Source organism: Mesorhizobium ciceri WSM4083 (genome assembly GCF_000519305.1).
GTDB classification, from domain to species: Bacteria; Pseudomonadota; Alphaproteobacteria; order Rhizobiales; family Rhizobiaceae; genus Mesorhizobium; species Mesorhizobium ciceri_B.
In genome coordinates, this window is sequence record NZ_JAFG01000005.1 from 133,808 (window position 1) to 160,150 (window position 26,343).

Annotated in this window: 28 protein-coding genes; 21 read left to right on the forward strand and 7 right to left on the reverse strand. The window is 63.2% G+C overall.

Translation table 11 applies throughout. The features are described from left to right. The first annotated feature begins 130 nt into the window (after positions 1–130). Both MESCI2_RS0110445 and MESCI2_RS0110450 read left to right on the forward strand, forming a co-directional pair. Positions 131–1,309 (forward strand): NAD(P)/FAD-dependent oxidoreductase, encoded by a 1,179-nt coding sequence (locus MESCI2_RS0110445; RefSeq protein WP_027036543.1) that lies wholly within the window; start codon positions 131–133, stop codon positions 1,307–1,309. A gap of 106 nt (positions 1,310–1,415) precedes the next feature. Further along, entirely contained in the window at positions 1,416–2,069 is a 654-nt protein-coding gene (locus MESCI2_RS0110450) for a GntR family transcriptional regulator (RefSeq protein WP_013525162.1), read from the forward strand. A gap of 54 nt (positions 2,070–2,123) precedes the next feature. Here the strand turns inward: MESCI2_RS0110450 and MESCI2_RS0110455 are convergent, their stop codons facing one another. The 5 genes from MESCI2_RS0110455 to MESCI2_RS0110475 all read right to left on the reverse strand — a co-directional run bounded on the left by MESCI2_RS0110455 (position 2,124) and on the right by MESCI2_RS0110475 (position 6,104). Beyond that, complete coding sequence (locus MESCI2_RS0110455) at positions 2,124–2,573, reverse strand: VOC family protein (RefSeq protein WP_027036544.1); 450 nt, start codon at positions 2,571–2,573, stop codon at positions 2,124–2,126. 4 nt (positions 2,574–2,577) lie between these two features. Then, positions 2,578–3,357: an SDR family NAD(P)-dependent oxidoreductase gene (locus MESCI2_RS0110460; protein ID WP_027036545.1), complete on the reverse strand. Its 780-nt coding sequence runs from the start codon at positions 3,355–3,357 to the stop codon at positions 2,578–2,580. Between the two features lie 94 nt (positions 3,358–3,451). After that, on the reverse strand, positions 3,452–4,930 hold the full coding sequence (locus MESCI2_RS0110465; RefSeq protein WP_027036546.1) for an aldehyde dehydrogenase: 1,479 nt from the start codon (positions 4,928–4,930) through the stop codon (positions 3,452–3,454). 8 nt (positions 4,931–4,938) lie between these two features. Further along, positions 4,939–5,526 (reverse strand): thiamine pyrophosphate-dependent enzyme, encoded by a 588-nt coding sequence (locus MESCI2_RS0110470; protein ID WP_027036547.1) that lies wholly within the window; start codon positions 5,524–5,526, stop codon positions 4,939–4,941. A gap of 5 nt (positions 5,527–5,531) precedes the next feature. After that, positions 5,532–6,104, reverse strand: a complete 573-nt coding sequence (locus MESCI2_RS0110475) for a thiamine pyrophosphate-binding protein (RefSeq protein ID WP_027036548.1) — start codon at positions 6,102–6,104, stop codon at positions 5,532–5,534. Positions 6,105–6,205: 101 nt separating this feature from the next. Between MESCI2_RS0110475 and MESCI2_RS0110480 the strand changes: the two genes are divergently transcribed. The 7 genes from MESCI2_RS0110480 (at position 6,206) to MESCI2_RS0110510 (ending at position 13,329) form a co-directional block, all read left to right on the forward strand. Further along, positions 6,206–7,141: a LysR family transcriptional regulator gene (locus MESCI2_RS0110480; protein ID WP_027036549.1), complete on the forward strand. Its 936-nt coding sequence runs from the start codon at positions 6,206–6,208 to the stop codon at positions 7,139–7,141. Between the two features lie 105 nt (positions 7,142–7,246). Beyond that, entirely contained in the window at positions 7,247–8,395 is a 1,149-nt protein-coding gene (locus MESCI2_RS0110485) for an acyl-CoA dehydrogenase family protein (RefSeq protein WP_027036550.1), read from the forward strand. A gap of 9 nt (positions 8,396–8,404) precedes the next feature. Further along, positions 8,405–9,145, forward strand: coding sequence for an NAD(P)H-dependent oxidoreductase (locus tag MESCI2_RS0110490; protein ID WP_027036551.1), 741 nt, complete (start codon positions 8,405–8,407; stop codon positions 9,143–9,145). Beyond that, a complete protein-coding gene (locus tag MESCI2_RS0110495; protein WP_027036552.1) occupies positions 9,138–10,268 on the forward strand; it encodes a CaiB/BaiF CoA transferase family protein in 1,131 nt (376 codons plus the stop codon). Before MESCI2_RS0110490 ends, MESCI2_RS0110495 begins: the two co-directional genes overlap by 8 nt. A 10-nt stretch (positions 10,269–10,278) precedes the next feature. Further along, complete coding sequence (locus MESCI2_RS0110500) at positions 10,279–11,121, forward strand: FAS1-like dehydratase domain-containing protein (protein ID WP_027036553.1); 843 nt, start codon at positions 10,279–10,281, stop codon at positions 11,119–11,121. Next, positions 11,115–11,927 (forward strand): HpcH/HpaI aldolase/citrate lyase family protein, encoded by an 813-nt coding sequence (locus MESCI2_RS0110505; protein ID WP_027036554.1) that lies wholly within the window; start codon positions 11,115–11,117, stop codon positions 11,925–11,927. The genes MESCI2_RS0110500 and MESCI2_RS0110505 overlap by 7 nt, the downstream gene beginning before the upstream one ends. A 25-nt stretch (positions 11,928–11,952) precedes the next feature. Continuing rightward, on the forward strand, positions 11,953–13,329 hold the full coding sequence (locus MESCI2_RS0110510) for an MmgE/PrpD family protein (protein WP_027036555.1): 1,377 nt from the start codon (positions 11,953–11,955) through the stop codon (positions 13,327–13,329). A 117-nt stretch (positions 13,330–13,446) separates the two neighbouring features. On the opposite strand, the gene MESCI2_RS0110515 is transcribed toward MESCI2_RS0110510, so the two are convergent. Beyond that, positions 13,447–14,664 (reverse strand): NAD(P)/FAD-dependent oxidoreductase, encoded by a 1,218-nt coding sequence (locus MESCI2_RS0110515; protein ID WP_032900634.1) that lies wholly within the window; start codon positions 14,662–14,664, stop codon positions 13,447–13,449. A 15-nt stretch (positions 14,665–14,679) separates the two neighbouring features. Beyond that, positions 14,680–15,444, reverse strand: coding sequence for an HpcH/HpaI aldolase family protein (locus tag MESCI2_RS0110520; RefSeq protein WP_027036557.1), 765 nt, complete (start codon positions 15,442–15,444; stop codon positions 14,680–14,682). A gap of 118 nt (positions 15,445–15,562) precedes the next feature. Between MESCI2_RS0110520 and MESCI2_RS0110525 the strand changes: the two genes are divergently transcribed. The 12 genes from MESCI2_RS0110525 to MESCI2_RS0110580 all read left to right on the forward strand — a co-directional run bounded on the left by MESCI2_RS0110525 (position 15,563) and on the right by MESCI2_RS0110580 (position 26,291). After that, positions 15,563–16,453 carry a 2-hydroxy-3-oxopropionate reductase gene (locus MESCI2_RS0110525; RefSeq protein WP_027036558.1) on the forward strand — a complete coding sequence of 297 codons (891 nt, stop codon included), beginning with the start codon at positions 15,563–15,565 and terminating at the stop codon, positions 16,451–16,453. Between the two features lie 4 nt (positions 16,454–16,457). Then, entirely contained in the window at positions 16,458–17,270 is an 813-nt protein-coding gene (locus MESCI2_RS0110530) for a shikimate dehydrogenase family protein (protein WP_032900636.1), read from the forward strand. Next, on the forward strand, positions 17,263–18,069 hold the full coding sequence (locus tag MESCI2_RS0110535) for an SDR family NAD(P)-dependent oxidoreductase (protein ID WP_027036560.1): 807 nt from the start codon (positions 17,263–17,265) through the stop codon (positions 18,067–18,069). The genes MESCI2_RS0110530 and MESCI2_RS0110535 overlap by 8 nt, the downstream gene beginning before the upstream one ends. Positions 18,070–18,110: 41 nt before the next feature. Further along, entirely contained in the window at positions 18,111–18,458 is a 348-nt protein-coding gene (locus MESCI2_RS0110540) for a RidA family protein (RefSeq protein WP_027036561.1), read from the forward strand. Between the two features lie 56 nt (positions 18,459–18,514). After that, complete coding sequence (locus MESCI2_RS0110545) at positions 18,515–19,303, forward strand: FadR/GntR family transcriptional regulator (protein ID WP_032900721.1); 789 nt, start codon at positions 18,515–18,517, stop codon at positions 19,301–19,303. Between the two features lie 276 nt (positions 19,304–19,579). Then, complete coding sequence (locus MESCI2_RS0110550) at positions 19,580–20,290, forward strand: SDR family oxidoreductase (RefSeq protein ID WP_027036563.1); 711 nt, start codon at positions 19,580–19,582, stop codon at positions 20,288–20,290. 11 nt (positions 20,291–20,301) lie between these two features. Continuing rightward, the gene (locus MESCI2_RS0110555) at positions 20,302–21,051 is read left to right on the forward strand and encodes an SDR family NAD(P)-dependent oxidoreductase (RefSeq protein WP_027036564.1); all 750 of its coding nucleotides are present in this window, start codon (positions 20,302–20,304) and stop codon (positions 21,049–21,051) included. A gap of 70 nt (positions 21,052–21,121) precedes the next feature. After that, positions 21,122–22,072 carry a LysR substrate-binding domain-containing protein gene (locus tag MESCI2_RS0110560; RefSeq protein ID WP_013530401.1) on the forward strand — a complete coding sequence of 317 codons (951 nt, stop codon included), beginning with the start codon at positions 21,122–21,124 and terminating at the stop codon, positions 22,070–22,072. An 87-nt stretch (positions 22,073–22,159) separates the two neighbouring features. After that, a complete protein-coding gene (locus tag MESCI2_RS0110565) occupies positions 22,160–23,194 on the forward strand; it encodes an amino acid ABC transporter substrate-binding protein (protein ID WP_027036565.1) in 1,035 nt (344 codons plus the stop codon). Between the two features lie 79 nt (positions 23,195–23,273). Beyond that, the gene (locus tag MESCI2_RS0110570; protein ID WP_027036566.1) at positions 23,274–24,437 is read left to right on the forward strand and encodes an ABC transporter permease subunit; all 1,164 of its coding nucleotides are present in this window, start codon (positions 23,274–23,276) and stop codon (positions 24,435–24,437) included. Between the two features lie 3 nt (positions 24,438–24,440). Further along, positions 24,441–25,520, forward strand: coding sequence for an amino acid ABC transporter permease (locus tag MESCI2_RS0110575; protein ID WP_027036567.1), 1,080 nt, complete (start codon positions 24,441–24,443; stop codon positions 25,518–25,520). 12 nt (positions 25,521–25,532) lie between these two features. Continuing rightward, positions 25,533–26,291 (forward strand): amino acid ABC transporter ATP-binding protein, encoded by a 759-nt coding sequence (locus tag MESCI2_RS0110580; protein ID WP_027036568.1) that lies wholly within the window; start codon positions 25,533–25,535, stop codon positions 26,289–26,291. Positions 26,292–26,343 lie beyond the last annotated feature (52 nt).

Sequence of the window (26,343 nt, forward strand, 5' to 3'; positions counted from 1 at the left end):
GTTTTTCACGTCAAACCTCTTTTTCTGCATCGAAGACCGGGTTATGTCTCGTTTTGGAGGTGGACCGATAGAGGAAGATATCCAATCCTTGTCGCCACGGATGATATTCGAGATAGGGAACACGATTGGTATGGGCACAAACTATGATGTGGTGATCGTCGGCGGTGGCGTTGTCGGCAGCTCGATCGCCTACTTTCTGTCAGCCAATCCGGATTTCGATGGCAGGATCGCGGTGATCGAGCGGGACCCCTACTACACGGCGTCCTCGTCTTCCTTGTCGACCAGCGCCATCCGCCAGCAGTTCGGCACGGCGCCCAACATTGCCATGTCGAAGTTTAGCATCCACTTCCTGCGCCAGGTAAAGACGCGGCTTGCCATCGGCGACGAGTTGGCCGACATCGGCCTGCATGAGCCCGGCTACCTCGTGCTGGCGACACCCGAGCGGGCAGACGCGCAGCGTGCCAAGAACCGCGTTCAGCGCGGCATGGGCGTCGACGCCGAACTGATCGAGCAGGTCGATCTGGCACGACGCTTCCCGTGGCTCAACACGGACGATCTCGCCCTTGGCTCGCTCGGCCTTGGCAGCGAAGGCTGGTTCGACGGCCCCGGCCTGATGCAGGCCTTCCGTCGAAAGGCGCGCACGCAGGGCGTGAACTATCTTGCCGCGACGGTGACCGGACTGACCATGGCGTCTCCCCAAAAGGTCGGCGAAGTGGTGCTCGACAATGGCGACCGGCTTGCCGCCGGCACGGTGATCAACGCGGCCGGACCATGGAGCGCGGGCATTGCCAGGATGGCCGGCGCCGAGCTGCCGGTTGTCCCGAGCAAGCGCTGCGTCTTCGTCTTCGAAACGCCGGCAAGGATCGAAAACTGCCCCTTCGTCTTCGACACGAGCGGCTTCTGGCTGCGGCCGGAAGGTCAGCTCTTCCTGTGCGGTATTCCGCCGGTGCGCGACAACGATCCAGACGATTTTGGCCTGGATGTGGACTACGACCTGTTCGACGACTTGATCTGGCCGGCGCTCGCCCATCGTGTGCCCGGGTTTGAGCAATTGCGGATGCTGCGCGCCTGGGCGGGGCTCTACGAGTACAACACCTTCGACCACAGCGGCATCATCGGCCGGCATCCCGAGATCTCGAATTTTGTCCTGGCCACCGGCTTCAGCGGCCACGGCATGATGCATGCAGCGGCGACCGGGTCGGGCGTCAGTGATCTCATTGCCTATGGCGAGTACCGCTCTGTCGACCTGTCGGCCTTCCGCTATGAAAGGATCGCTGGCAATCAGCCTATCGAGGAACATGTCTACTGAAGCGAAACGGGCGACATGGCATCGCGGTGACAACGGTGCTATGCGTCCACTTCTTCCATCAACACGGCGCCAGTCAACAAACAAGGCGGCCGCCCCAGGCTGATTCATGCTCGTACAGAAGAAAACCATCTCGACCCAGGTCGCCGATGCCATCAGGCAGAAGATACTGATCGGTGAATACGAGGCCAATTTCCAACTGCGGCAGGAACATCTGGCCACCGAGTTCGGTGTCAGCCGAATTCCGGTGCGAGAGGCGCTGCATCAGCTTCATTCGGAAGGCTTCGTCACGCTGGTTTCCCACAAGGGCGCCGTCGTCACCTCCATTTCCCTGGACGAGATCCTCGAGCTCTACGAATTGCGAGCCCGGATCGAAACATGGCTACTGGCCCTGGCCATTCCAAGGATGACGGAGGCAGACCTCGCGCTGGCCCGCGAGCGCGCAAAGCAGCACCAGGAGCAGGGCAAGACCGGCGAGTACTCGAACCAGCTCAACTGGAACTTCCACGCCGCGCTCTACCAGCCGTCCGGCCGCAAGGCGACGATCGAACTGGTCGGGCGCATCTACCAGCAGCTGGAACGCTACACGCGCATGATGGTGACGCTCACCGAAATCCAGGCCCAGTCCGACCGCGACCACTGGCAACTCATCGACCTGTGCGAAGCCAAGGATACGCTGCGCGCCGTCGGCCTGTTGGAAATGCATATCATCACCAGCGGTAAATTCCTGGTCGACCGGCTTCAGGAATTGCGGGGAAGCTGACGGACCAGTCGTTCTTGGGCTTAATCGGCCTCCCCAATCCTTTGCGTTGGTGGATCATTTGCCGGGCAGATTGGTTGCCCGGGTCAGCAGGATCACGCCTGCCTTGTCGGCTGTGTCGTAGTAGGTGAAGCCGGTGCGGTTTTCCCGGCGCCCGCGCATCAGCACGGCAAGCCCGTCGGTTTTCGCCTTGGTTTCGGCTGCGTCCGCATCACGAACCTCGAAGCCGATATGGAAGACGCCTTCACCCTTGCTGTCGAGATGAATTCGCTGCGGTGAAGGATCGCCGTTCGGCTGGCACAGCTGCAGCTGAACGTTCGGCAAGTTGCAAATCCGGTATTGCATCGCCTTGAAACCCTCGGGGCTTGGGACCTGCAATTCTTCGTATTCGGTCAGCGGCGGATAGGACTCCCATGGCCCGATGCCTATGGAGTCATAGTAGGCCTGCGCCTTGTCGATATCGTGCACGACGATGCAGATGTGATGCAGCTTGTCGAAATTACCCATTTTCCTACTCCTTGATCGGAACCGTATAGTTCAGCACCCGGCGCCCTCCGTCGGGGTAGATCGTCTCGCCGGTGATGTAGGAAGCGTCGTCGCTGGCCAGGAACGCCACGACCGAAGCGATCTCGGCTGCCGTGCCGAGGCGCCCGAGCGGTGTGCGCGAAAGGACCGCCCGCCGCATTTCTTCCGAATCGATGAATGTCCCGTCCATGACCATCTCCGTGGCGATGGTGCCCGGGCCGACACCGACCACACGGATGCCATGGGGAGCGAAGGCGACGGCTGCGGTGCTGGTGACCTGGTTCATGCCGCCCTTGGAGATCGCGTAGGTGGCGACACGCGGGTTGGCGAGGCCCGAATTGATCGACGACATGTTGATGATGGCGCCGCCTCCACCTTGCGCGATCATCTGGCGGGCTGCGGCCTGGGTGCCCATGAACGCGCCCTTCAGATTGACGGCGAGAACCCTGTCGTAGTCCGCCTCTGTGATGTCGAGAAAGTCCTGGACCGGAGCGATGCCGGCATTGTTGACCATGATGTCGACACGGCCGAACTTCGCCACCGCCGCTGCAATCAGCCCATCGACCTGGTCCTTCTTGCTGACATCCGTAACCACCGCCAGGACGCTGTCGGTGGTGCCGATTGCAGCGGCACATTTTTTTAGCTCCACGGCATCGATGTCGCCGAGCACGAGCTTCGCGCCTTCGGCCAAAAAGCGTTCCGCGCAAGCGCGTCCGATGCCGCGCGCCGCGCCTGTGACAACCGCCACCTTGCCTGCCTGTCTCATGTCCAATCCTTCGATCATTTGTAAGTCGGCCACCGTCTCAGGGAGCATGGGCCGAGCTTGGCTACGGATGGGGATTCTCCCACCGAAGCCTAGCTTAGCGGATAACGAAGGGATTGGCGGTCTTGCCGGCGGTGTCTATCCACACCGTCTTGGTCTGCAGATAGGAATTGATGGCATCCTGCCCGCTTTCGCGCCCGATACCGCTCCTCTTGTAGCCGCCGAAGGGCGCCATGTAGGAGACGGCACGGTATGAATTGATCCAAACCATCCCCGCCTCCATTGCGGCCGCGCCGCGCAACGCCCGGCCCATGTCGCTGGTCCATATTCCCGCTGCCAGCCCGTAGGGGCTGTCATTGGCAATGGCGAAAGCCTCTTCCTCGTCGTCGAACGGAATGACCGACAGGATCGGTCCGAACACCTCTTCGCGCGCGATCCGCATGGTGTTGTTCACGCCGGTGAAGATGGTGGGCTCGACGAACCAGCCCTCGGCCAATTCACCCGAGGCCGGCTTGCCGCCGCCCAGCACGCAAAGCGCACCCTCGCGGCGCGCGATGCCGAGATAGGACAGCACCTTCTCGCGCTGGGCTTGCGTGGTGATCGGCCCGACCTGCGTCTCTTGCAGCGCCGGATTGCCCAATCGAGCGCTGGCCGCCAGCGTTATAACGCCTTCCACGAACCGGTCGTGGATTTTGCGATGCACCAGCAGCCGCGGACCCGCGATGCAGGTCTGGCCGCTGGCCGCGAAGATGCCTGAGATCGCGCCGTTGACCGCGCTCTCGATATCGGCGTCGTCGAAGACGATGTTGGCCGATTTGCCGCCGAGCTCCAGCGTGACGACTTTTAGCTGTTCGGCAGCCGCTCGATAGACCGCGATCCCGCCAGGCTCACCACCGGTGAAGGCGATCTTGGCGACGTCGGGATGAGAGACGAGTGGCGCGCCGACATCAAGCGGCATGCCGGTAACGGTGTTGACCACGCCGGGCGGGAAGCCCGCCTGCGCAAACAGTTTCACGAATTCCAGCGTCGAGGCCGAGGCGTGTTCCGACGGCTTGATGACGACGGTGTTGCCTGCGGCCAGCAGCGGCGCGAGCTTCCATGTCAGAAGCAAAAGCGGTGAATTCCAGGGCACGATCGCTGCAATGACACCCAGTGGCTCGTGGCGGGTGAAAGCGAACATGCCAGCCTTGTCGATCGGCAGCACCGACCCTTCGACCTTGTCGGCAAGACCGCCGAAATAGCGGAACCATTCCGGGATATAGCGCAGCTGTGCCGTCATTTCGGTGAGCAGCTTGCCATTGTCGCGCGTCTCGACGGCGGCAATACGAACTGCGTTCTCGGCGATCAGATCGGCCAGCCGCACGAGCAGCTTGCCCCGCGCGGTCGGCGTGATGCCGGCCCATTCCTTCGATCGAAATGCTGCCTTCGCGGACGCCACGGCGGCGTCCACCTGGCTCACGCCTCCACGCGGGATCAGCGCCCAGGGCCTGCCGGTGAACGGATCATGGCTCTCGAATGTATCGGCTGTCGATTGCAACCGACCGCCGACCGTGTTCTGGAAACTGACCAGCGCCATATCGGTCCTCAACAGGTGGCAAAGCCCAGATGGGCGCGAAAGCGGTTCTTGACCTCGACCGCGTCGCGCGGCGGCAGCGAGCGCGGCAGGTTCTCGGCGGTGATTTTCAGCACGAAAAGGCGTGGACCGTCGGCCGCGCGACGAAGCTCTTCACACAGCGTGTCGACCTCCTCCAGCGAACGCAACTCGGCGGTTTTCGAAAAACCGCAAGCGGCCGCGACCTTGTCAAAACCAATGCCCTTGCCGGTATGGCTGGACTGCATGCCGGTCTCGCCGAAATGCTGATTGTCGAGCACGACCAGGTCGAGATTTTTCGGCCGCGCCACCGAGATCGTGGCCAGCGAACCGAAGGCCATCAACTGTTCGCCATCCCCGGTGATCACCATGACCCGCTTGTCGGGCTGGGCCTGGGCAATCCCCAGGCCGATCAGCGCAGCGCCGCCCATGGCGCCCCACAGATAATAGTTGTCGTTGCGGTCGCCGGCGGCATGCACGTCGTAGCTCGGCGAGCCGAGACCGGTCACGACCAGGGCGCCATCGCGGGCGTCAAGCAGCTTCTTCACCGCAACCCGGCGGTCCATCGTCGGTAAATTCATGTCGCTCACCACTTCTTCTTGCCGAGCAGCCGCTGCCCGATCAGCACGGCAATCTGCTGGTCGGCGTCGAAAGCCATCAGGGCTGCTTGCGCCACCGTCTCCACCAGGTCGGGGCCGGTCTCGGCGCGCAGCACCCTGAGGCCGATCGCCTTCAGCGAGGCTTCCGTCGCCTGCCCCATCGGCACCTGCCACGGGTTGAATTCGGCCCATTCGCCACGCATCGTCACCAGGACGAGCAAGGGAAAGCGCGCCTGCACGGGAAGCGACAGCATGTTGATGCAATTGCCGACGCCGGAGGATTGCATTAGTACGACGCTCCGCTTGCCGCCGAGCCAGGCGCCGGCGGCAATGGCGATGCCCTCCTCCTCCGTCGTCAGCACGTTGGTGATGACCTCGGGTTCCTCACTGAAAAGGTGGATCAATGTGGTGTGGCCGGCATCGGGCACGTAGGACATGTGGCTGATGCCGGCAGCCTTGAGCACCTCATAGACCTGATCCGGCCATTGCCTTTCAGGCGCCGCCGGAGCGGCTGCAAGTGCTCCTGCTTCCGGATGTTTTGCTTCTACGCTCGCCGTCACCTTGGACCCCCGGGAATTTGGATTGGAACCAGACTACCTCGGCTGTCCGATCTAATCTTCGTCTCTTTCTTGTGATCAGATATAATGGTATTCGATAGCTCATGGAGTTATCGCAGCTACGCACCCTCATCCACGTCGCCGAACTCGGCAGCCTCAGCAAGGCCGCCGACCGGCTGCACATCGCGCAGCCGGCGCTCAGCCGGCAGGTGCGCATGCTGGAGGAGGAATTGGGCTTTGCCCTTTTCCTGCGCCACGGACGCGGCATGGTGCTGTCCGAGCAGGGCAAGGAGGTGCTGACGCGCGCCATGCGCGTGATGGCCGAGATCGACGAGATCCGCGCCACGGCCACGCCCGCCGATGCGCCGCTGACCGGCGAAGTGGCCATCGGCCTGCCGCCCACGGTTGCCGACATTATTTCGCTGCCGCTGGCGGCCGCCTTCGGCAAGGCCCATCCCAAGGCGAAGCTCAGACTTGTCAGCGCCTATACAGGCTATCTGCTGGACTGGATGCACCGCGGCGAGGTCGACGTCGCGGTGCTCTACGATCCGCGTATGGCACGTTCGCTGCGCTCGCGCCCGCTGCTCCTGGAAAACCTCTTCCTGATCGGACCGCCGGATGCGGGATTTTCGACCGTGCGCGCCGTGTCGTTCGCCTCGCTCGCGGGCAAGCGCCTGCTGCTGCCCAGCATCAAGCACGGGCTGCGCATCATTGTCGAACGCTGCGCCACGGATGCCGGCATCACGCTCGATGTCGGCATCGAAGCGGACTCGTACTCGGCGCTGAAGGACCTGGTGCGCAACGGCCATGGCTGGACGATCCTGCCGCTCGCTCCCATCCATGCCGACGTGACCGCCGGGCTGCTCACCGCAGCGCCGCTTATCGATCCGGTGCCCGTACGCCGCCTGATCCTTGCCTACCCGGCGGACCGGCCTGCCTCGCGGCTGGCGCGGTTTGCCGGACAAGCGATAGAGGACATCGCCAAGGATCTTGTCGGGCGGGCCGTCTGGGTTGGCCAGCTTCTCGGCCCTCCACCATAAGCATTCGAATTCCGTTATATCTGCTCACGTCTGCCTTGCATTGCTGACAGGACATGGAGGCGCGATAGTGAGGCCCGCAGCAAGACAAAAAGCCGGACAAACCTCATGGAATCCTATCAGGACATTCGCGATGCCGTCGCCAGGCTGTGCGCGCGCTTTCCCGGAGAATACTGGCGCGCACTCGACAGGGACATGACCTACCCCAGTGAATTCGTCGCAGCGTTGACGCAGGCCGGCTGGCTCTCGATCCTGATCCCGGAGGCGTATGGTGGCTCGGGCCTGCCGCTTTCGGCCGCCGCTGCCGTGCTGGAGGAAATCCAGCGCTCCGGCTGCAATGGCGGCGCCTGCCATGCGCAGATGTACACGATGGGCACGCTTGTTCGCCACGGCTCGGAAGCCCAGAAGCAGCGGTACCTGCCGAAGGTCGCCGCGGGAGAATTGCGTCTGCAGGCCTTCGGCGTCACGGAACCGAGCAGCGGCACCGACACGGGGGCGCTCAAGACCACTGCTCGCCTCGACGGCGATCATTTCGTGGTCAAGGGCCAGAAGATCTGGACCAGCCGCGCCGAGCATTCGGATCTGATGCTGCTGCTGGCGCGGACCACGCCGCTCACGGACGGCATGAAGAAGACCGACGGCCTTTCCGTTCTCATCGTCGACATGCGCGAAGCCGTTGGCAACGGCCTCACCATCCGGCCGATCCGCACCATGATGAACCATGCCACCACCGAAGTGTTCTTCGACGATCTGCGCGTGCCGGCCGAAAACCTGATCGGCGAAGAAGGAAAGGGATTCCGCTACATCCTCTCGGGCATGAACGCCGAGCGTATCCTGATATCAGCCGAGTGCATCGGCGATGCGAAATGGTTCATCGAAAAGGCCAGCACCTACGCAAAGGAGCGGCATGTGTTTGGCCGGGCAATCGGCCAGAACCAGGGCATCCAGTTTCCGATCGCCAGGGCCTACGCCAACATGCGCGCGGCCGAATTGATGGTGCGCGAGGCGCTGAGCCTCTACGAGGCCGGCAAGAACCCCGGCGCCGAAGCCAACATGGCCAAGATGCTGGCGGCCGACGCCTCTAACGAGGCCGCCAATGTCTGCATCCAGACGCATGGCGGCTTCGGTTTCGCGGAAGAGTACGATGTCGAGCGCAAGTTCCGCGAGACGCGTCTCTATCAAGTCGCGCCGATCTCGACCAACCTCATCTTGTCATACCTTTCCGAGCACGTGCTTGGACTGCCGCGTTCCTACTAGGAGTCGCCCGTGAACGTCCTCATCGTCTATGCACACCCGGAAGCAAAATCCTTCAACGGCGCCATGAAAGATCTGGCCGTGGAAACCTTGACCCGCGCAGGCCACGATGTAGTCGTCAGCGACCTCTATGCGATGGGCTTCAATCCTGTCGCAGGGCCGGGCGACGTATCGGGCGAGCGTAACGATCCGGACTTCTTCAGCCTGCCGCGCGAACAGACCGCCGCCTACGAGGCCGGCGCACTCTCGGCCGACATAAACGCCGAGGTCGAAAAGGTGAAGCTGGCGGATTTCGTGCTGTTCCAGTTCCCGGTCTGGTGGTTCGGAATGCCCGCAATGCTCAAGGGCTGGGCCGATCGTGTCTTCGCGCGCGGTTTCGCCTATCTGCCGGGCCGCAAATACGACACCGGCATGTTCAGGGGAAAGCTCGCCATGGTGGCCGCCACCACAGGCACGTCGGCCGACACCTACGCGCCCGACGGCATCGATGGCGACATCCTCACAGTGCTGTGGCCGATCCACAATGGCCTGCTGCGCTACTCAGGCTTCGACGTGCTGCCGCCCTTCGTCGCCTATATGCCGGGCCGTGTCGGCGACGATGGCCGGAAGGCCTATCTGGAGGCCTACCGCAAGAGGCTTGAAGACATCGATGGCACGCCGAGGCTTTTCTTCCACGCTGCCGAGGATTACGGCAAAAACGAGCGGCTGAAGCCTGGCGTGCTGGCGCGCTCGGGGGTGCAGCGCAATGTCTGACGGCGCCCGCCTACTGGAGGGCCTGTTTGTCGTTTCGATCGAGCAGGCCGTCGCCGCTCCGCTCTGCACGGTCCGCCTTGCCGATGCCGGCGCACGCGTCGTGAAGATCGAGCGCCCGGAAGGCGAAACCGCGCGCCACTACGATTCCGCAGTGGAGGGCATGTCGGCTTACTTCGTCTGGCTCAACCGCGGCAAGGAAAGCGCGGTACTCGACCTGAAAGCCGAGCACGACCTGGCTTTGCTGCACCGGATGGTGGCGCGCGCGGATGTTCTCGTGCAGAATCTCGCGCCGGGCGCCATCGACAGGCTCGGCCTCTCCGCCGATGTGATTGCGGAAAAGTTCCCCCGGCTGATCGCCATCAACATCGTCGGCTACGGGCAGGATACGCCCTACGCGGCCATGCGCGCCTACGACATGCTGGTGCAGGCCGAAAGCGGCATCTGCGCCGTTACCGGTACGCCGGACACGCCGAGCAAGGTCGGGGTTTCCGTCGCCGACATCGCCACCGGTATGAACGCCCATGCGGCGATCCTCGAAGCCCTGTTGGCGCGCCAGAAGACCGGGCGCGGCCGCATTGTCGAGATTGCCATGTTCGACGCCATGGCCGATTGGATGACCGTGCCGCTGCTGCACTACGAATATGCGGGCCGCGAGACCCAGAGATATGGCCTGGCGCACGCTTCGATCTACCCCTATCGACCCTATGCCTGTCGGGATGGCAGCGTGGTCGTGTCCATCCAGCAGAACAATGAATGGAAGCGCTTCTGCACGCTCGTGCTGCAAAGGCAGGATCTGTTCGCCGACGAACGCTTCGCCACCAATGCCTGGCGGGTTGCCAACCGCACGGCGCTCGACGCCGAGATCGAACCGATCTTCGCGGCAATCGACTGCGAAGCGGCCATAGACCGTCTCGACGAGGCGCAGATCGCCTGGGGTCGGGTGAGCGCAATGCGCGACCTTCCGCACCACAAGGCGTTGCGCCGGACAGAGGTGGCGCTGCCGGACGGCAGGCGCATCCCCGTGCCGATTCCGGCAGGACGGTCGGAGGGGTTCGCAACGGTACCCAGCGTTCCCGCCCTTGGCGCCGATACGGACCGGATCCGGTCCGAATTCGCCGCCTGACGAGGATCTCATGAGCCTGGACACAAGCACGCTGCAGGAATGGGTTGGACGCACCCACGAGGTCGAGGACATCGTGACCCCGCGCCTGCTGGCCAGCTTTGGCGCCACGCTTGGGGACTACGCAGCGCAAACTGCAGAGGGCGCGGCCGCGCCCGGACTGCACTGGTGCCTGACACCCGACATTGCCGACCTGCGCGAACTCGGACCTGATGGGCACCCGGCCAAGGGCGGCTTCCTGCCACCGGTGCCGCTTCCGCGCCGCATGTGGGCTGCCAGCGATGTGCGTTTCATGGCTCCGATCCGCTCCGGCGACCGCATCCGCCGCAGCTCGACATTGACCGCCATAGAGGAGAAACAGGGCCGCACCGGGCCGCTAACCTTCGTCACGGTCCGGCACGACATTGCCAACGACGCTGGTCCGGTGATCGAGGAGGACCAGACCATCGTCTATCGCGGCGCCGAAGCCGCTGCAGCGCCCCCTGCCCCGCCGGCCAATTCGGCCCTGGCCGCATCGCACGAGCGCATGATCGACATCGATCCCGTGCTGCTCTTTCGATATTCCGCGCTGACCTTCAACGGGCACCGCATCCACTATGACGCGCCCTACGCCACGGGGGTCGAGCGCTATCCCGGGCTCGTCATCCATGGCCCGCTGCAGGCGACGCTGCTGATGAACTTCGCCGCCGCCATTGTGGGCACGTCGCCGCGCCGCTTCTCATTCCGCGGCGTCCATCCGGCGACCGGCTCGCAGCGCCTGCTTCTAAGCGCAACATCGCCTGGCCAAGACGGCATGGCTCTCGAGGTCCGGTCGGTCGACGGCCATGTGACGGTGAAGGCCACGGCGCGATGGTAAGCTTCGTCACGCCTGTCGTGCCGCTTTTCGTGCCGGGCTCGCGTCCTGAGCGGTTTGACAAGGCCGACAGCAGCGGCGCGGACGCGGTCATCCTCGACCTCGAGGATGCCGTCGCCCCTGGCGACAAGGACCGCGCTCGCGAAGCAATCGTTGCTCGTGCGGCCACACTGAAATCCGCAGTCGTGGTCCGCATCAACGCCGCCGGCACACCTTGGCACGAAGCGGACGTCGATGCCGTGCGGCGCCTCGACGGCGTCTCCGTCATGCTGCCCAAGGCCGAACGTCCGGAAGACATTGCTGATATGGCCAGGCACTTGGCACGCAGCGTTTCCGTCATCGCGCTCATTGAGAGCGCCGTCGGCCTCGTCAACCTGCCGGACATATTGGCCACCTCAGGCGTCGTTGCCGTCGCCTTCGGTTCGGTTGACTTCTCGCTCGATCTCGGTTGCGCGCATGATCGGCTGACCCTGCTTGCGGCCCGCAATGAAATCGTCTGGCGCTCGCGCGCGGCTGGCCGGGCCGCGCCGATCGACGGCGTGACGACCGACCTGAGCAGCCCTGAAATCACCGAAGATGACGCCCGCCACGCCATGAGGATGGGTTTCGGCGGCAAGATGGCCATCCATCCGAGACAGATCGAGCCTATTCGCAATGGCTTTCGCCCGAGCGAAAATGACATCACATGGGCACGCGACATCATTGGCGCAGCCTCATCAGGCGAAGCCAGCAAGGTGAATGGCGAAATGGTGGACCGGCCGGTGATCGAGCGAGCAAGGCAGGTTCTGCGCCGCGCCGCTTTCGTCTAAAGAGCATGCAGGGGAGGAGCAACAGATGAGCACGGACACCGCCGATTGGCCGACCGCCAGACTTTGCGCCTTTATCGCTGAACTCGATTTCGAACAGATCCCGCCGCGCGTCGTTCATTTCGCGCAAGGACTGATGATCGACTGGCTCGGCTCGGCGCTGGCTGGCAAGGGCGCGCACCAGGTCGAGATGATCGACGGCTTTGCGCGTGCCATGGGGCCGGCGGACGGCCCAAGCACCATCATCCCGACGCGGCGGCGCACCAGCCCCTATTTCGCAGCGATGGTCAATGCGGCGGCCTCCCATGTCGTGGAGCAGGACGACGTTCACAACGGCTCGGTCTTTCACCCCGCGGCGGTGATCTTTCCGGCCGTCCTGGCTGTTGCGGAGGCTGAGGGGAAGACCGGCCGCGAAGTCCTGACTGCCTGCATCGCCGGCTATGAAGTGGGCATCCGCGTAGGAGAATTCCTCGGACGCTCGCACTACGAGATATTCCACACCACCGGCACGGCCGGCGCGGTCGCCGCGGCCGCGGCGGTCGGCAAGTTGATCGGGCTGGACGCAGCCGGCCTCAACCATGCTCTCGGCTCCGCCGGCACCCAAGCGGGAGGGCTCTGGGAATTCCTGCGCGATGCCGCCGATTCCAAGCAGCTTCATACGGCGCGAGCGGCGGCCAACGGCCTGTTTTCTGCCTATCTGGCGCGCGATGGCTTCAAGGGGGCCGCGCAGATTCTAGAAGGGAAAAAAGGCATGGCGGCCGGCATGTCCAGCGACGCCGATCCGGCCCGCCTGACGGACGGGCTCGGCAGCCGTTGGGCAACCGAGGAGACCTCCTTCAAATGGCACGCAGCCTGCCGGCACACTCATCCAGCCGCCGACGCGCTGCAGTCTCTCATGCGCCGCGAAGGGCTCGGTCCGGACGACATCGCTGATGTGGTGACCCATGTCCATCAGGGAGCCATCGATGTCCTGGGCGCGGTGGTCGTTCCGCAAACCGTCCACCAGGCGAAGTTCTCCATGGGCACGGTTTTGGGGCTGATCGCCGTTCACGGCGTCGCCGACCTCGACGCTTTCGAACACCATGCACTTGCCGACACCCGCGTCGCCCGTTTCCGCGCGAAGGTGCGGATGGAACTCGACGCCGAGGTCGACACCCTTTATCCCAAGCAGTGGGCTGGCAAGGTAAGCGTCACGACCGTTGACGGCCGCAAGCTCAATGCCCGCGTCGACGAGCCCAAGGGAGATCCCGGCAACACCCTTTCGAAACAGGAACTGGAAGCCAAGGCTTTACGTCTTGCCGAATTTCGAGGCGGGGCCACGGCTGACGAGATGCGCCGCTGCATTGCCCGTGTCTGGAAACTCGATCAGCCCGGGAGCACGGCGGAAATATTTGCTGAATGTTAGCCGCTATCGCGCCGAAGGACTGCGCCCTCCTGAAGTGGATGGAGTATCTCTCACTAAAATGCAATTTCATTGGACGCTGAATGCCCGAGATAAAATGGGGTGGTCGATCGTCTCGCTTTAGATCACTGCTTCCTCGAGAAACGGCTCGTTGCGCTCTATGCGCTCGTAACAGAACGGCGAAAGATCGAGCGTCTGGAAAGCCCCGTGAACGATAAGTTCTGAAACGGCCCGGCCCACGGCTGGCGACTGTTGCAGCCCGTGCCCCGAGAAGCCGTTGGCAAACATGAAATTGGTCACCTGCGGGTGGAAGCCGACGATGCCGTTGTGGTCGAGCATGTTGTACTCGTAGTGGCCGGTCCAACTGGTCTGGACCTTGAGTGCGTCGAAAGACGGAATGCGGTGCCAGAGTGCCGGCCAGATGTAGTCGTCGAACTCTTCATGGTGCATTTCAAAGTCGTCGTAGCCGGCCGGTCCGTCGCCTTGCGGCGTGTTGCCGGTGAGAAAAAGCTCGCCTTCGGGACGCACGAATGTTCCGGAAAGGTCGATGACATTGGGCATCCGGCCGGGGATCGGGTTGGCGCTGGCGAAGACGAAGCTGTAGCGCTTGTAGGGCGCGACCGGAATCGACAGGCCGGCCATGGCGGCCACCTGCTGCGCGCGCGGGCCCGCGGCGTTGACCAATGTTCCGCAGGCAACCGTCTGTCCGGTCGCGAGGCGCACCGAGACGACCCGCCCATCGGCGATGTCCAGCCCTGTCACGGCATTGTCGATATACTCGACGCCGCTGGCGCGGGCGGCGCGGCGGAAACCGTTCATCAGCCCCACGGAATCGAACCAGCCCTCTTCCCTAGCCCCCCAGGAACCGCCACCAAGATCCTCCACATTGAGCCAGGGGAAGCGATCCTTCAGCAGGCCCGGCTCAAGGAACACCGTGTGGGCCCCAAAACTGCGCTGCAGGTCGACGCGCTCGCGGGCCGCTTCGACGCCGTCGGGTGAACAGCAGTAGAGATATCCATGCTCCTTGAAGCCGAGGTCGGGTGCCGGTTCGTCCTTGTAGAAAGGTGCCATGCGCTCCTGGAATCCATGGATGATCTCGATGCCGAACTGGCTGATCTTCACATTGATCGGATTGGAATATTGCTGCCGGATCGCACTGGTGGAGAGCGCCGTCGACGAGAATTCGTAGCTCGAGTCGCGTTCGACCACGAGGATCGAGGCGCCGCTGCCCAGCGCCTGGCTCAGCCAGTAGGCCGTGGACGAGCCGACAACCGCACCGCCGACGATGACGATGTCGTAGGCGTTGCGCGATGGCGCTTTGTACGGGGGGATCGGCATGGCTGTATCTCCGGTCTACTGATTGAACGAAGCGACCAAGGCATCCGAGCCCCGCGCAAGCAGGCCGAGGTCGGAACCAACGGCAACCATGGTGAAGCCGTCGGCAAGATACTGATCGGCATCGGTCTTTGCAGGGGCCAGGATCCCACTGGCCTTGCCCGCCGCCGTTGCTGCCTTGCGCACCGAGGCGATCGCTTCTTGAACGTGTGCCGCACCGGGATTGCCCATCGCACCCATATTGGTGGAAAGGTCGCCGGGTCCGACGAAGAGAACGTCGACGCCGTCGACCGCCGCGATCTCGGCGGCATTGGCGACGCCTAATTCATCCTCGATCTGTACGGCGAGAAGCTGCTGCTCACGCGCCTTGGCGTGGTAACCGGCGATGCGGCCGAAGCCGTTGGCACGGTGACCGACCGAGAAGCCGCGAAATCCGCCAGGCGCATATGTCATGGCCGCGACGATGGCGCGCGCCTGATCCGCCGTCCGCACATTGGGGATCATCAGGCTGCGCGCACCGATATCCAGGGCCTGCTTGATCAGATTGGGATCGTCGGAAGGCAGCCTGACGACGGCCTCGCTGTCGAAGCCGCCCATGACCTGCAACTGGGCCATGATGCTGCGCAGATGGTTGGGGCTATGCTCGCCATCGATCAGCAGCCAGCCGGCGCCGGAGCCTGCGACAATTTCCGTCGTCAGGGCGGAAGCCAGCGAGCACCAGATGCCGATATGGGCGCGGCCGGCCGACACGGCAGCCTTCAGCGTATTGGGGCGCTCTTGCATTTTGCGGTCAGTCTCCGATGAGCGGAAGGGCGTTGAAATTTGTATGATGTCCTATATCATACGGCAATAATTTGCTGCAAGATGCAATGCGCACCAACCTTCGTACAGGGGTTTGAGAATGAAGATCGGGTTCATCGGGCTAGGCGTCATGGGAGCGCCGATGGCGCGCCATCTCGTCGACGCGGGACATGAGATCGTCACGGTTCTGAACCGCTCTCCCCTGCCTGAAGACCTCAAGGCAGTGGTCGTTGCCTCTCCTGCCGATGTGGCGCGGATGTCCGAGATCATAGTGACCATGCTGCCCGACACGCCGGATGTGGAGCGCGTCCTGGTTGGAGGAAACGGCGTCCTCGAGGGGCTGTCGGCCGGCAAGCTGGTCATCGACATGAGTTCGATCAGCCCCATCGCCACCGCGGAATTCGCAAGCCAACTGCGACATGCGGGAGCCGGCTACCTCGACGCCCCGGTCTCGGGCGGTGAAGTCGGCGCCAAGGCGGCAAGCCTCACCATCACGGTCGGCGGGCCGGCCGCCGAGTTCGAGCGCGCGCTGCCGATCTTTCAGACGCTGGGCAAGAACATCACCTTGATCGGCGAGCACAATGGCGCCGGCCAGACTTGCAAGATCGCAAATCAGATCATCGTCGCGCTCAACATAGAGGCCGTGGCGGAAGCGCTCGTCTTTGCCAGCAAGGCCGGCTGCGACCCGGCAAAGGTGCGCACCGCGCTGATGGGCGGCTTTGCCTCGTCCCGCGTGCTGGAGGTGCATGGCGAGCGCATGATCGCCCGTGCGTTCGCCCCGGGCTTTCGCATGCGGCTTCACCAGAAGGATCTCAACCTCGCGCTTGAAAGCGCCCGCGCGCTTGGCGTCTCGCTGCCGAACACCGCGACGGCGCAACAACTGATGAGCGCCTGCTCAGCCCGACCGGGCGGCGCGGAGGCCGACCACTCGGCCCTCGTCCAGGCGCTGGAGATCCTCAGCGCCCATGAACTGTCAAAAGAAAAGGAATGAACCGATGCGCGGAACCGGCAAGGCCGACATCTTCGTGATGCTGGCCCATCCCGTGGCACACGCCAAGAGCCCCGGCATATTCAACGAGATCTTCGAGCAAAAGGAGCTCGACAGCCTCATGGTGCCATTGAGTTGCCGCCCGGAGGATTTCGAAGCCTTCTGGGCCGGCATCACGGCAGCCGAGAATATAAGGGGCGTCATCATCTCGGTGCCCTACAAGGTCGCGGTCTATCACAAATGCTCTGCCGCTCACGACCGCGCCGCGCGGGTGCAAAGCGCCAATTCCGTGCGCCGGCTACCCGATGGCAGCTGGTACGCCGACAATTTCGACGGTGTCGGCTTCATCGATGGCCTCAACGCGGGCGGGCATAAGATTGCCGGCCGCCGCATCCTCCAGGTCGGCGCCGGCGGCGCCGGCGCGTCCCTGGCCTATTGTCTCGCGGAAGCCGGCGCCGAAGAGATCCGCCTCGCCGACATCGATACCGGTCGCGCCGAAAAGCTGGCGACGCTGGTTGCGCAGGTCTTCCCGAAATGCCGCATCCAGGTTGGAGAGGCCGAGCCTTCCGGCATGGATATGGCGATCAACGCCACGCCGGTCGGCATGCACGCCGGCGACCCGCCGCCGCTGGATGTAAGCCGGCTGACCCCGGACATGACGGTCGTCGACATCATCATGGAGCCCGCCGAGACCCCCCTGCTAAAGGCGGCGAAAGAGATTGGCTGCCGCATTCAACCGGGGCGCCCGATGATGGATTTCCAGGTCCGGGCCATGTCCGAATTCTTCGACATCGAAGGCAAGGACCGCGGCCATGGCTGAGACATTGACGGCCGTGGTCATCGGCGGCACGTCCGGCATCGGACGCGCGATAGCGCTGCGCTTCGCAGAAGACGGCTATCATGTGGTCGTCGCCGGCCGGGATGCGACGAGGGGCAATGAGGCGGTGGGCGCTTGTGAGGCGGCGGGCGCGCCGCGCGCGCTGTTTGTCCAAACCGATGTCGCCGAATCCGGCTCGGTGGAGGCGCTGGCGCAGGCCGTCAGCGATGGGTTCGGCACGCCTCAAATCGTCGTCAACTGCGCCGGCATCCTGCAGAGCGGCAAGTACGTCCTCGACCAGGATCTGGACGAGGACGAGAAGATGTGGCGGGTGAATTATCGCGGCACGTTGCTGGGGTGCCAGGTGTTCGGCCGGCTGATGTCGGCCGCCCGGCGAGGCGCGATCCTGAATGTCGGCTCGCTTGCCTCCTTCGCGCCGCTGTCCCTGCCCGCCTACACGCCCGGAAAGCATGCCGTCCTGGCCTTGACCCAGATCCTGGCCGCCGAGCTCGGTCCGCACGGCGTACGCGTCAATGCGGTGGCACCCGGCTACACGCTTTCGGACGGTCTGAAAGCCAGGATCGCCAAGGGTGAGCGCAACCCCGAAGCCATCCAGGCGACCACGGCGCTGCGCCGCTTCGTCGAGCCGCGCGACGTTGCCGAGGCGGCGCTGTTCCTCTGCTCCGACCGAGCCGCATCGATAACCGGCGTGACCCTGCCCGTCGACGCCGGCTGGCTCGTTCAGGCGCCCTACGCACAATATCTGCAGGGAAACCCCATCCGCCCGACGCCGGCAATCTGACCCCATCCGGCGAAGGCCGGAAATCTAACGAGGACAATTCAGTGAACGACATCAAGCGCTTCGACTTCGACACCCGCATCCACCACGGCGTCATCCACAATGGCACCCTCTACCTCACGGGCCAGGTCGCAAAGCCGGGTCAGTCCGCAGCCGACCAGATGCGCGAGGCGCTGGCCAAGGTCGACGCCCTGCTTGCCAAGGCCGGTACCGACAAGACCCGCATCCTTCACGTGCAGATGTGGCTGGACGACATCAGGGATTTCGACGAAGTCAACACGGTCTGGGACGCATGGATGCCCGGGGAGCACGCACCGGCGCGCTCATCGGGCGAAGGACGGATGGCCAAGTCCGGAATGCTGGTCGAGTTGATCGTCACCGCGGCGGTTTGAATGGCCGTGCCGGTTCGGGCATCATCCTGCATCTGGCATCGGCGTGGGGAACACTGATGACGAAGCGCAAGCCTCTTTCCACCGTCGTGGCCGAGAGCCTGTCCGAAAAGATCCGTTCCGGATCTCTGCTTCCCGGCGCGCAATTGCCGACCGAGGCGGAGCTTTGTGCCGAGTACGACGTCAGCCGGACGGTGGTGCGGGAAGCGGTGGCGCGATTGCGCTCCGACGGCATGGTGGTGCCGCAGCAGGGGCGCGGCATGTTCGTCAGCGAAACGCCGGCGCCGCGCAATTTCTCGATCCCTGACGAGGCGCTGAGGACCTTGCCGGAAACCATTGCCCTGCTCGAACTGAGATTGAGTGTCGAAGTGGAGTCCGCCGGGCTGTGCGCGGAACGGCGCACCGATGCGGAGGCGAGTGGAATCCGAGCCCTGATGGAACAGGTCGACGCCCAGCAAGCGGATCCCGCAATCGTCCAGATCCACTACGACTATGATTTCCATCTGGCGATCGCCAAAGCCGCGCGCAACGAATTCATCCACGGCTTCCTGAGCTATCTCAGGCCGATGATCGTTCCGCGCTTTCAACTGGGTTATGTCGTCACGCCGGCGCTCAAGGACAGCTACTACGCACGCATTCACAACGAGCACAAAACCATCGTCGACGCCATCGAAAGGCAGGACGGTCGTGCCGCTCGCCAGGCCATGCGCAAGCATCTGCACAACAGCCTCGGGCGCGTGCGCGCTTTGGCCCGGGCTTCAGGCGTCGCGGCGACAGAGGCCGAGCAGAAGGCGGCTGCGGCCTCGCTCTTTACCGATATGAAAAGACCTGTTTCGACGGGCGGATAGGCCCTCGGCTTCAATCACCCGGGCCCAGACTAGTCACGCATTGCGAAAGCCTTGTTTTTGCTCCGCCAGCTGACCTGAACCGGTTCCCGTAGGCTGAGAATATCATTTTCCCGTCGTTTCCTTCGATTTTCAGCCTCGGCGCCGAGGTGACCACCTGTCCAGTTTTCGGGCGGGAAAAGAGAATTCGAAAGTTTATCTTTCCTTTTTGCTGGTTTTCTTGGTTTCGCGGCGCCGGCTCGCACCGCACACTGAAAGCTAGGCAAACGGGGAAGCCACGTGACGACAGCCTTCATCACAGGTGCGACGAGCGGCATAGGGCGGGCCATGGCGATCGCACTGAGCGACGCCGGCTATGACGTCTATGCGGTCGGGCGCAGCCAGTCCGCGCTCAAGGAGTTGCAGGCCGAGCGGTCCGGCATCGTGCCCATCGCAGTCGACATCACCGACCGCGAGGCGCTGGAGGCTGTTCTGGTGGATCTGACCATCGATGTGCTGATCAACAATGCCGGGGTCATGCCGCCGCTGGGCAATTTCGCCGACATGAAGATATCAGACATCGACACCACGCTGGAGATAAACCTCAGCGCGGCAATCATGCTCACCCGCCTCGTCGTTCCGCAGATGCGCGATCGGCAGTCTGGCCACATCTTGTTCACCGGCTCCACCGCGGGCCACGCGGCATATTCCAACATTGCCGTCTATTCAGCCACCAAGGCGGCGATATCAGGCTTTGCCGCAGCCTTGCGCACCGACCTCTCCCCATCAGGCATACGCGTCACCGAGATCGTCGCCGGCCGTGTCGAGACGCAGCTCTACCAGGACATCCTCGACGCCAAGGCGCGCGCCGCCATGTACGCCAGCAAAGTGGTGCAGCCGGATGACGTGGCCAGAATGGTGGTCGCGGTGCTCGGCCTGCCCGCGTGGGCCGACGTTACCCGTTTCGACATCATGCCGACATGGCCAACCTCGCCAAGCGGCACCAAGTAAGGAAAACTGGAATGAAGGATCTTTCCGTTCTGATCGTAGGCGGCGGCGCCGGTCTCGGCGCGCTTTTGGCCAGGATGGCTGTAGAGGCCGGGGCTGCAAAGATCGGCATCATCGACATCAACCAGGACGCCGCCGAAGCCGCTCTCGCACCGGCAAAGGCCAACGGCCTGCCGACCGCGACCGCCCTATGCGACATCCAGGTCGGCCCTCAGTGCCACGCCGCCTTCGACGCCATTGTTTCGAAGCTCGGACGTATCGACACATTGATCAATTGCGCCGCGATCTACCCTCGCCGCCCACTCCTCGAGATCAGCGACGCCGATTGGGATGCCTCCAATGGCATCAACATCAAGGGCACCTATCACATGATGGTGGCAGCCGTTCGCCACATGCAGTCGCAGGAGCCGAAGAGCCATGTGCGTGGCCGGATCGTCAACCTGACATCCGTCGATGCCTTCAAGGCACATCCGCAGAACGCCCACTATGCGGCAACCAAGGCCGCCGTGGTCAGCCTGACGCGCTCCTTTGCCCATGACGTCGCAAAACACGGAATCCTGGTCAATTCGGTAGCCCCCGCAGGCATGGCCACGGAGCGGGCCAAGGCTCTCGGCTTCCTCGAGGAACTGGCCAAGGCTAGTCCGCTGGGTCGCGGTGCAGAGCCCACGGAGATCGCCGAGTGGGTGCTCATGACGGGCGGTCCCAAGAACACCTATATGACCGGAGAAAACGTAATTGTTTCAGGTGGTTATATATACGCCTGAGCTATCTTCGCGGTGCCTGCGGCGCTGAAATGTCCAACAGGAACGCAAGCGAAAGGAGGTGGAATACACGATGACCGGCAAGCTCCGCCTTCCCTCGCTGAATGCGCTTCGCGTCTTCCACGCCGTCGCGCAGCACAAGAGCTTTCGGCAGGCGGCGGATGAATTGCTGGTTACGCCACAGGCCGTCGGACAGCAGATCAAGCTTCTGGAGGACACGCTTCAGGTGACGCTGTTCGAGCGCAAGGGTCGGTCGGTCGAATTGACCGAGTCGGCCATCCTTCTCTCGCACTATGTCAAAGCCGGGTTCGACGAGTTTTCCGAAGGTGTTCGCCGCGTCACCAAGTCGAATTACCGGGACCGAATCAACCTGAATGCGAGCCCCTACTTCGCGACCCACTATCTGCTGCCTCGGCTATCCCTGTTCCGGGAGATATTGCCGGGTGCGGATCTGCGCCTGACGACGATGGTCGACCTGCCCGATTTCGGACGCGACGACATCGATATGACCGTCCAGTGGGGCTATGGCAATTGGCCGGACTACGAGACCATACTGCTGGTGCCTGATCCGAAGGTCATCTGCTGCACTCCGGCCATCGGCGAGAGCATCAAGTCGGCGCAGGATCTGACGTTGTTCACGTTGCTGGACACCGTCAAGTCGAAGCGCCTTTGGCCAGACATTTTACGCCACCTTGCCATCGAGCAGACGGACGGCAACCGAAGCATCAGCTTCGACGATGCCGCAACCATGCGCCGTGCAACCCTGCAAGGCATCGGCGTCGGTCTCGTCTCCGTCATCGACGCCGAGGAAGATTTGAGGTCGGGCGCGCTGGTCGCGCCGGTTGGCCGCGACGCCCTTGCCGATATGCGGCCGGAGGAAGTCCCTGGGTTCTACCTGATCGTCCCACGCGGGCACCTGCGCGTGAAGGCGGTGGCTGCCCTTCATCGATGGCTCGCCCAGCAGGATTGGGGCAGCGATCTGAAGATCTCCTCCGTGCCGAAACCGACCCCGCTTTCCGACTAGGAGCGGCTTTGAGACCGAGCTCCGAAAGAAACCTTTTCGGACCTCCAACAACAAGAAACCAAACAACCTCAACAGTGGAGACGGAACATGAAGACGATGAAATGGGGGGCCGCAGCCATGGCCCTTGGACTTGTGCATTTTGCAGCGCCGGCAGAAGCCGCCGGTGGCAAGACGCTGGAAACCGTCAAGGCGCGCGGCGTGCTCAACTGCACCGGCCATGACGGATCCTATCTCGGTTTCGCCGAAGTCGACGACAAGGGCAACTGGAAGGGCATGGACATCGATCTCTGCCGGGCGGTGGCCACGGCCGTGCTCGGCGACCCGGCAAAGCTGAAGGTCGTTCCGATCAGCTGGGCGCAGCGCTGGCCGTCCCTGCAGTCGGGCGATGTCGACATCATCATCAAGGCGTCGGGCGGCACGCTCAGCCGAGACACCGAGCTCGGGCTGCAATTTTCCATGTCCTACTACCTCGGAACCACCAAGGTGATGGCGCACAAGGAGCTCAATCTCAAGTCGCTCAAGGATGCCGCCGGCGGCACGATCTGCATTCCCGCCGGCACGTCGCAGGAACAGCAGGTCGCGGCCTATACGGCCAAGCTCGGCATCAAGCTCGAACCCGTGCTCATCGAAAAGACCGAGGAGCTCGAGCAGGCCTATTTCTCCGGACGCTGCGATCTCTATGCGCAGTGGGGCCCGACGCTCGCCATTGCGCGTATCGCCAAGAGCAAGGTTGACGACCATGTCATCCTGCCCGACGTGCTTGCCGTCGAGCCTGAGGTCATGATCATGCGCCAGGGCGACGACAATTGGGTCGACATCGCCAACTGGACGCTGAGCACCCTGATCTTCGCCGAGCAGGAAGGCATCACCTCCAAGAACGTCGACGAGATCAAGGCCAAGCCGACGTCGCCGCAAGTCGCCAAGTTCCTCGGCGTCACGCCAGGCATGGGCAAGGGTCTCGGTCTCGATGACGACTGGGCCTACAAGGTGATCAAGAACGTCGGCAATTACGGCGAAATCTTCGAGCGCGACCTCGGCAAGGACTCGCCCTACAAGATGGACCGCGAGTTGACCAACCTTTGGAACAATGGCGGTGTCCTGTTCCCGCTGGTGATCGACTGATCCGTCCTTAACTCACCCGCTCCAGGCCCCGCCCGGCACAGCCGGGCGGGGTCGGCGACAATTCGGCAAGGATCTTTGGATGGTCAGCCTGCTGAGAAATCAAAAGGTCCGCAACGCGCTGTTGCAGGTCCTTTACGTCGGCTCGATCGCGGCGATGGTGCTCGCCGGCATCGTGATCGCGCGCCGCAATCTGGCTGACCAGGGGATCACCTCCGGATTCGACTTTCTGTTCAAGTCGACGGGTTGGGATGTGAATTTCTCGCTGCTGCCCGCCACCGCCAATGATCCTTATTGGTGGTACTTTCTCATCGGCATCATCAACACGCTGTTCCTGGGCAGCGTCGGCCTGATACTGGCGACTATCGTGGGAACGATCGTCGGTCTTGCGCGGACATCCTCGAACGATCTGGCGCGGCTGCTCGGCCGCACCTATGTGGACATCTTCCGCAACATCCCGCTGATCCTCCAGGTCTTCTTCTGGTACGCGATCATCACGCACCTGCCGACGCCGCGCAGCGCGCATGAAGCCTGGGGCTTCCTGCTGACCAGTCGCGGGCTCTACATTCCATTCCCGAACGTCGGCAGTGCCGCGTTTGCCGCAGCCACAGTGGCTGTGATCGCGGCCATCGTGCTGCCGGCCTGGCTGGGCAGGACGTCGCGCCTTGCCCAGCCGATCGGCCAGCGGCGCGCCATCCAGCTTGCCGCCGCCGCAGTGGCGCTGGCCTGCGCGGCCATCATTCTGGCTCTCGGACGTCTGCCGGATACGCCGCTGCTGGACTTCCCTGCCCTGCAAGGCCTCAATCTGAGAGGCGGCCTGCGTATCCCTCCGGAGTTCGCCACCCTCGCTATCGCCATCGCCATCTATGGCGGCTCCTACATTGCGGAGATCGTACGCGGAGGCTTCAAATCTGTCGGCACCGGCCAGGTCGAGGCCGCCCTCTCCCTGGGCCTCAGTCCCTGGCGGGTCTTCACGCTGGTGCGGCTGCCCCTGGCGCTGCGTGCCATGCTGCCGATCCTTGCCAACCAGTATGTCTGGCTGATGAAGGCGACGACGATGGGCATCGCGGTGGGTTTCACCGACTTCTTCATGATTGTGGCGCTGACGATCAACCATTCCGGGCAGACCCTCGAAGCGATCGGCATCCTGATGGCAGGCTTCCTCGCCATCAATCTCAGCCTTGCCGCCGTCTTCAACCGCATCAACAAGGCAATTGCCCTCAAGGGCAATCAGCTGAGGGGCTGAGAGATGGAGATGGTCGTTGTCGCTCCACCCGCTCCCGGCAGGCTCGAGGATCTGAGGCGACGCTTCTTCGCGACGCCGCTTCAGGCGGTGGTGTCGCTGGCCTGCCTGACGATCATGGTCTTCCTGGTCTGGAAGCTGCTGAACTGGGCGGTTTTCTCGGCTGTCTTCACCACCAGCGGCGGACCGGAGGCCTGCCAGGCGGCAGCGGGCGCCTGCTGGTCGGTCATCGCAGCGAGATGGCGGATCATCTTCTTCGGCCTCTATCCTTACGAAGGACAATGGCGCTCGGCGCTGGCCTGCGTCGCCGTGGTGGTGATGACGGTGCTGAGCTGTATCCCGGCATTCTGGACGGGCCGCCGGATCGCGCTGGTATGGGGAGCCGGAACAGGCCTTTTCTACGTGTTGATGAAAGGCGGCGTGCTTGGCCTTGCCCATGTCGGCGAGGAAGCCTGGGGCGGGCTGGCGCTGACCCTGTTCATCTTCGTGACCACCTGCCTGATCGGTTTCCCCTTGGCAATCTGCCTGGCCTTGCTGCGCCGGTCGGAGCTGCCCTGGATTTCCCGGACCACCGGCCTCATCATCGACGGGGTCCGGTCGCTTCCGCTGATATCGATCCTCTTCACCTTTGCCGTGGTTCTGCCGTTCGCGCTGCCGCAATGGCTGCAGGGCGACAAGCTCTACCGCGTGATCCTCGGCTCCGCTCTGTTCTTCTCCGCCTATCAGGCGGAGATCGTGCGAGGCGGCATGCAGGGCGTTGCGACAGGACAGGAAGAGGCTGCCATGGCGCTTGGCATGCGCTATTGGCAACGCATCAGCCGCATCCTCCTGCCTCAGGCCATGCGCAACGCCATGCCGGCAACGATCAACCAGTTCGTCATCTCGTTCAAGGAGACCTCGCTGGTGGTCATCGTCGGTTTCTTCGAGATCCTGGCTTCCGGCAATGCCGCCTATGGCACCGGCGAATGGCGCTTCGCCTATGTCGAAGTCTATGCCTTCATAGCCTTCATCTACTTCATCTTCGTCTTCAGCCTGTCCCGCTACGGCGCCTTTCTCGAGCGCCGCATGTCGGTCAGCGAACGCTAAGGAGGCGTGCAGGTGACCTCGACCAATTCGACCGGTGAGCCGGCGCTCCGTATAGAAAACCTCGACAAATACTACGGCACGTTCCAAGCACTGCGCGGGATAAACCTTTCCGTACAACGGGGCGAAAAAATCGTCGTCTGCGGACCCTCCGGCTCCGGCAAGTCGACCATGATCCGCTGCATCAACCGCCTCGAGCAGCACAATGGCGGCCGCATCGTCGTGCTCGGCACCGAACTCAACGACGATGTCGGCAACATCGACGAGATCAGGCGCGAAGTCGGCATGGTGTTCCAGCACTTCAACCTGTTCCCGCACATGACGGTGCTGGAGAACTGCATGATCTCCCCGATGATCGTGCGCAAGCAGCCGCGGGCGCAAGCCGAGGCAACCGCCCGCCACTACCTGGAGAAGGTGCGCATTCCCGAGCAGGCCATGAAATATCCCAGCCAATTGTCCGGCGGTCAGCAGCAGCGAGTCGCGATTGCACGTGCTCTTTGCATGCAGCCGCAGATCATGCTGTTCGACGAACCGACCTCGGCGCTCGATCCCGAAATGGTCTCCGAAGTGCTTGATGTCATGGTCACGCTTGCCTCCGAGGGCATGACTATGATCTGCGTGACGCATGAGATGGGCTTTGCGCGTCGCGTGGCGGACCGGGTGCTTTTCATGGACGGCGGCGAGATCCTCGAAGAAGCGCCTCCGGACGAGTTCTTCACCTCTTCCCGCAACGAGCGCACCCGACAATTCCTGTCGCAGGTGCTGGGTCATTGATTGGAAGCAACGGTCCGGAACGTGTCGCACGGCACGCCCTCAGCTAACTCGG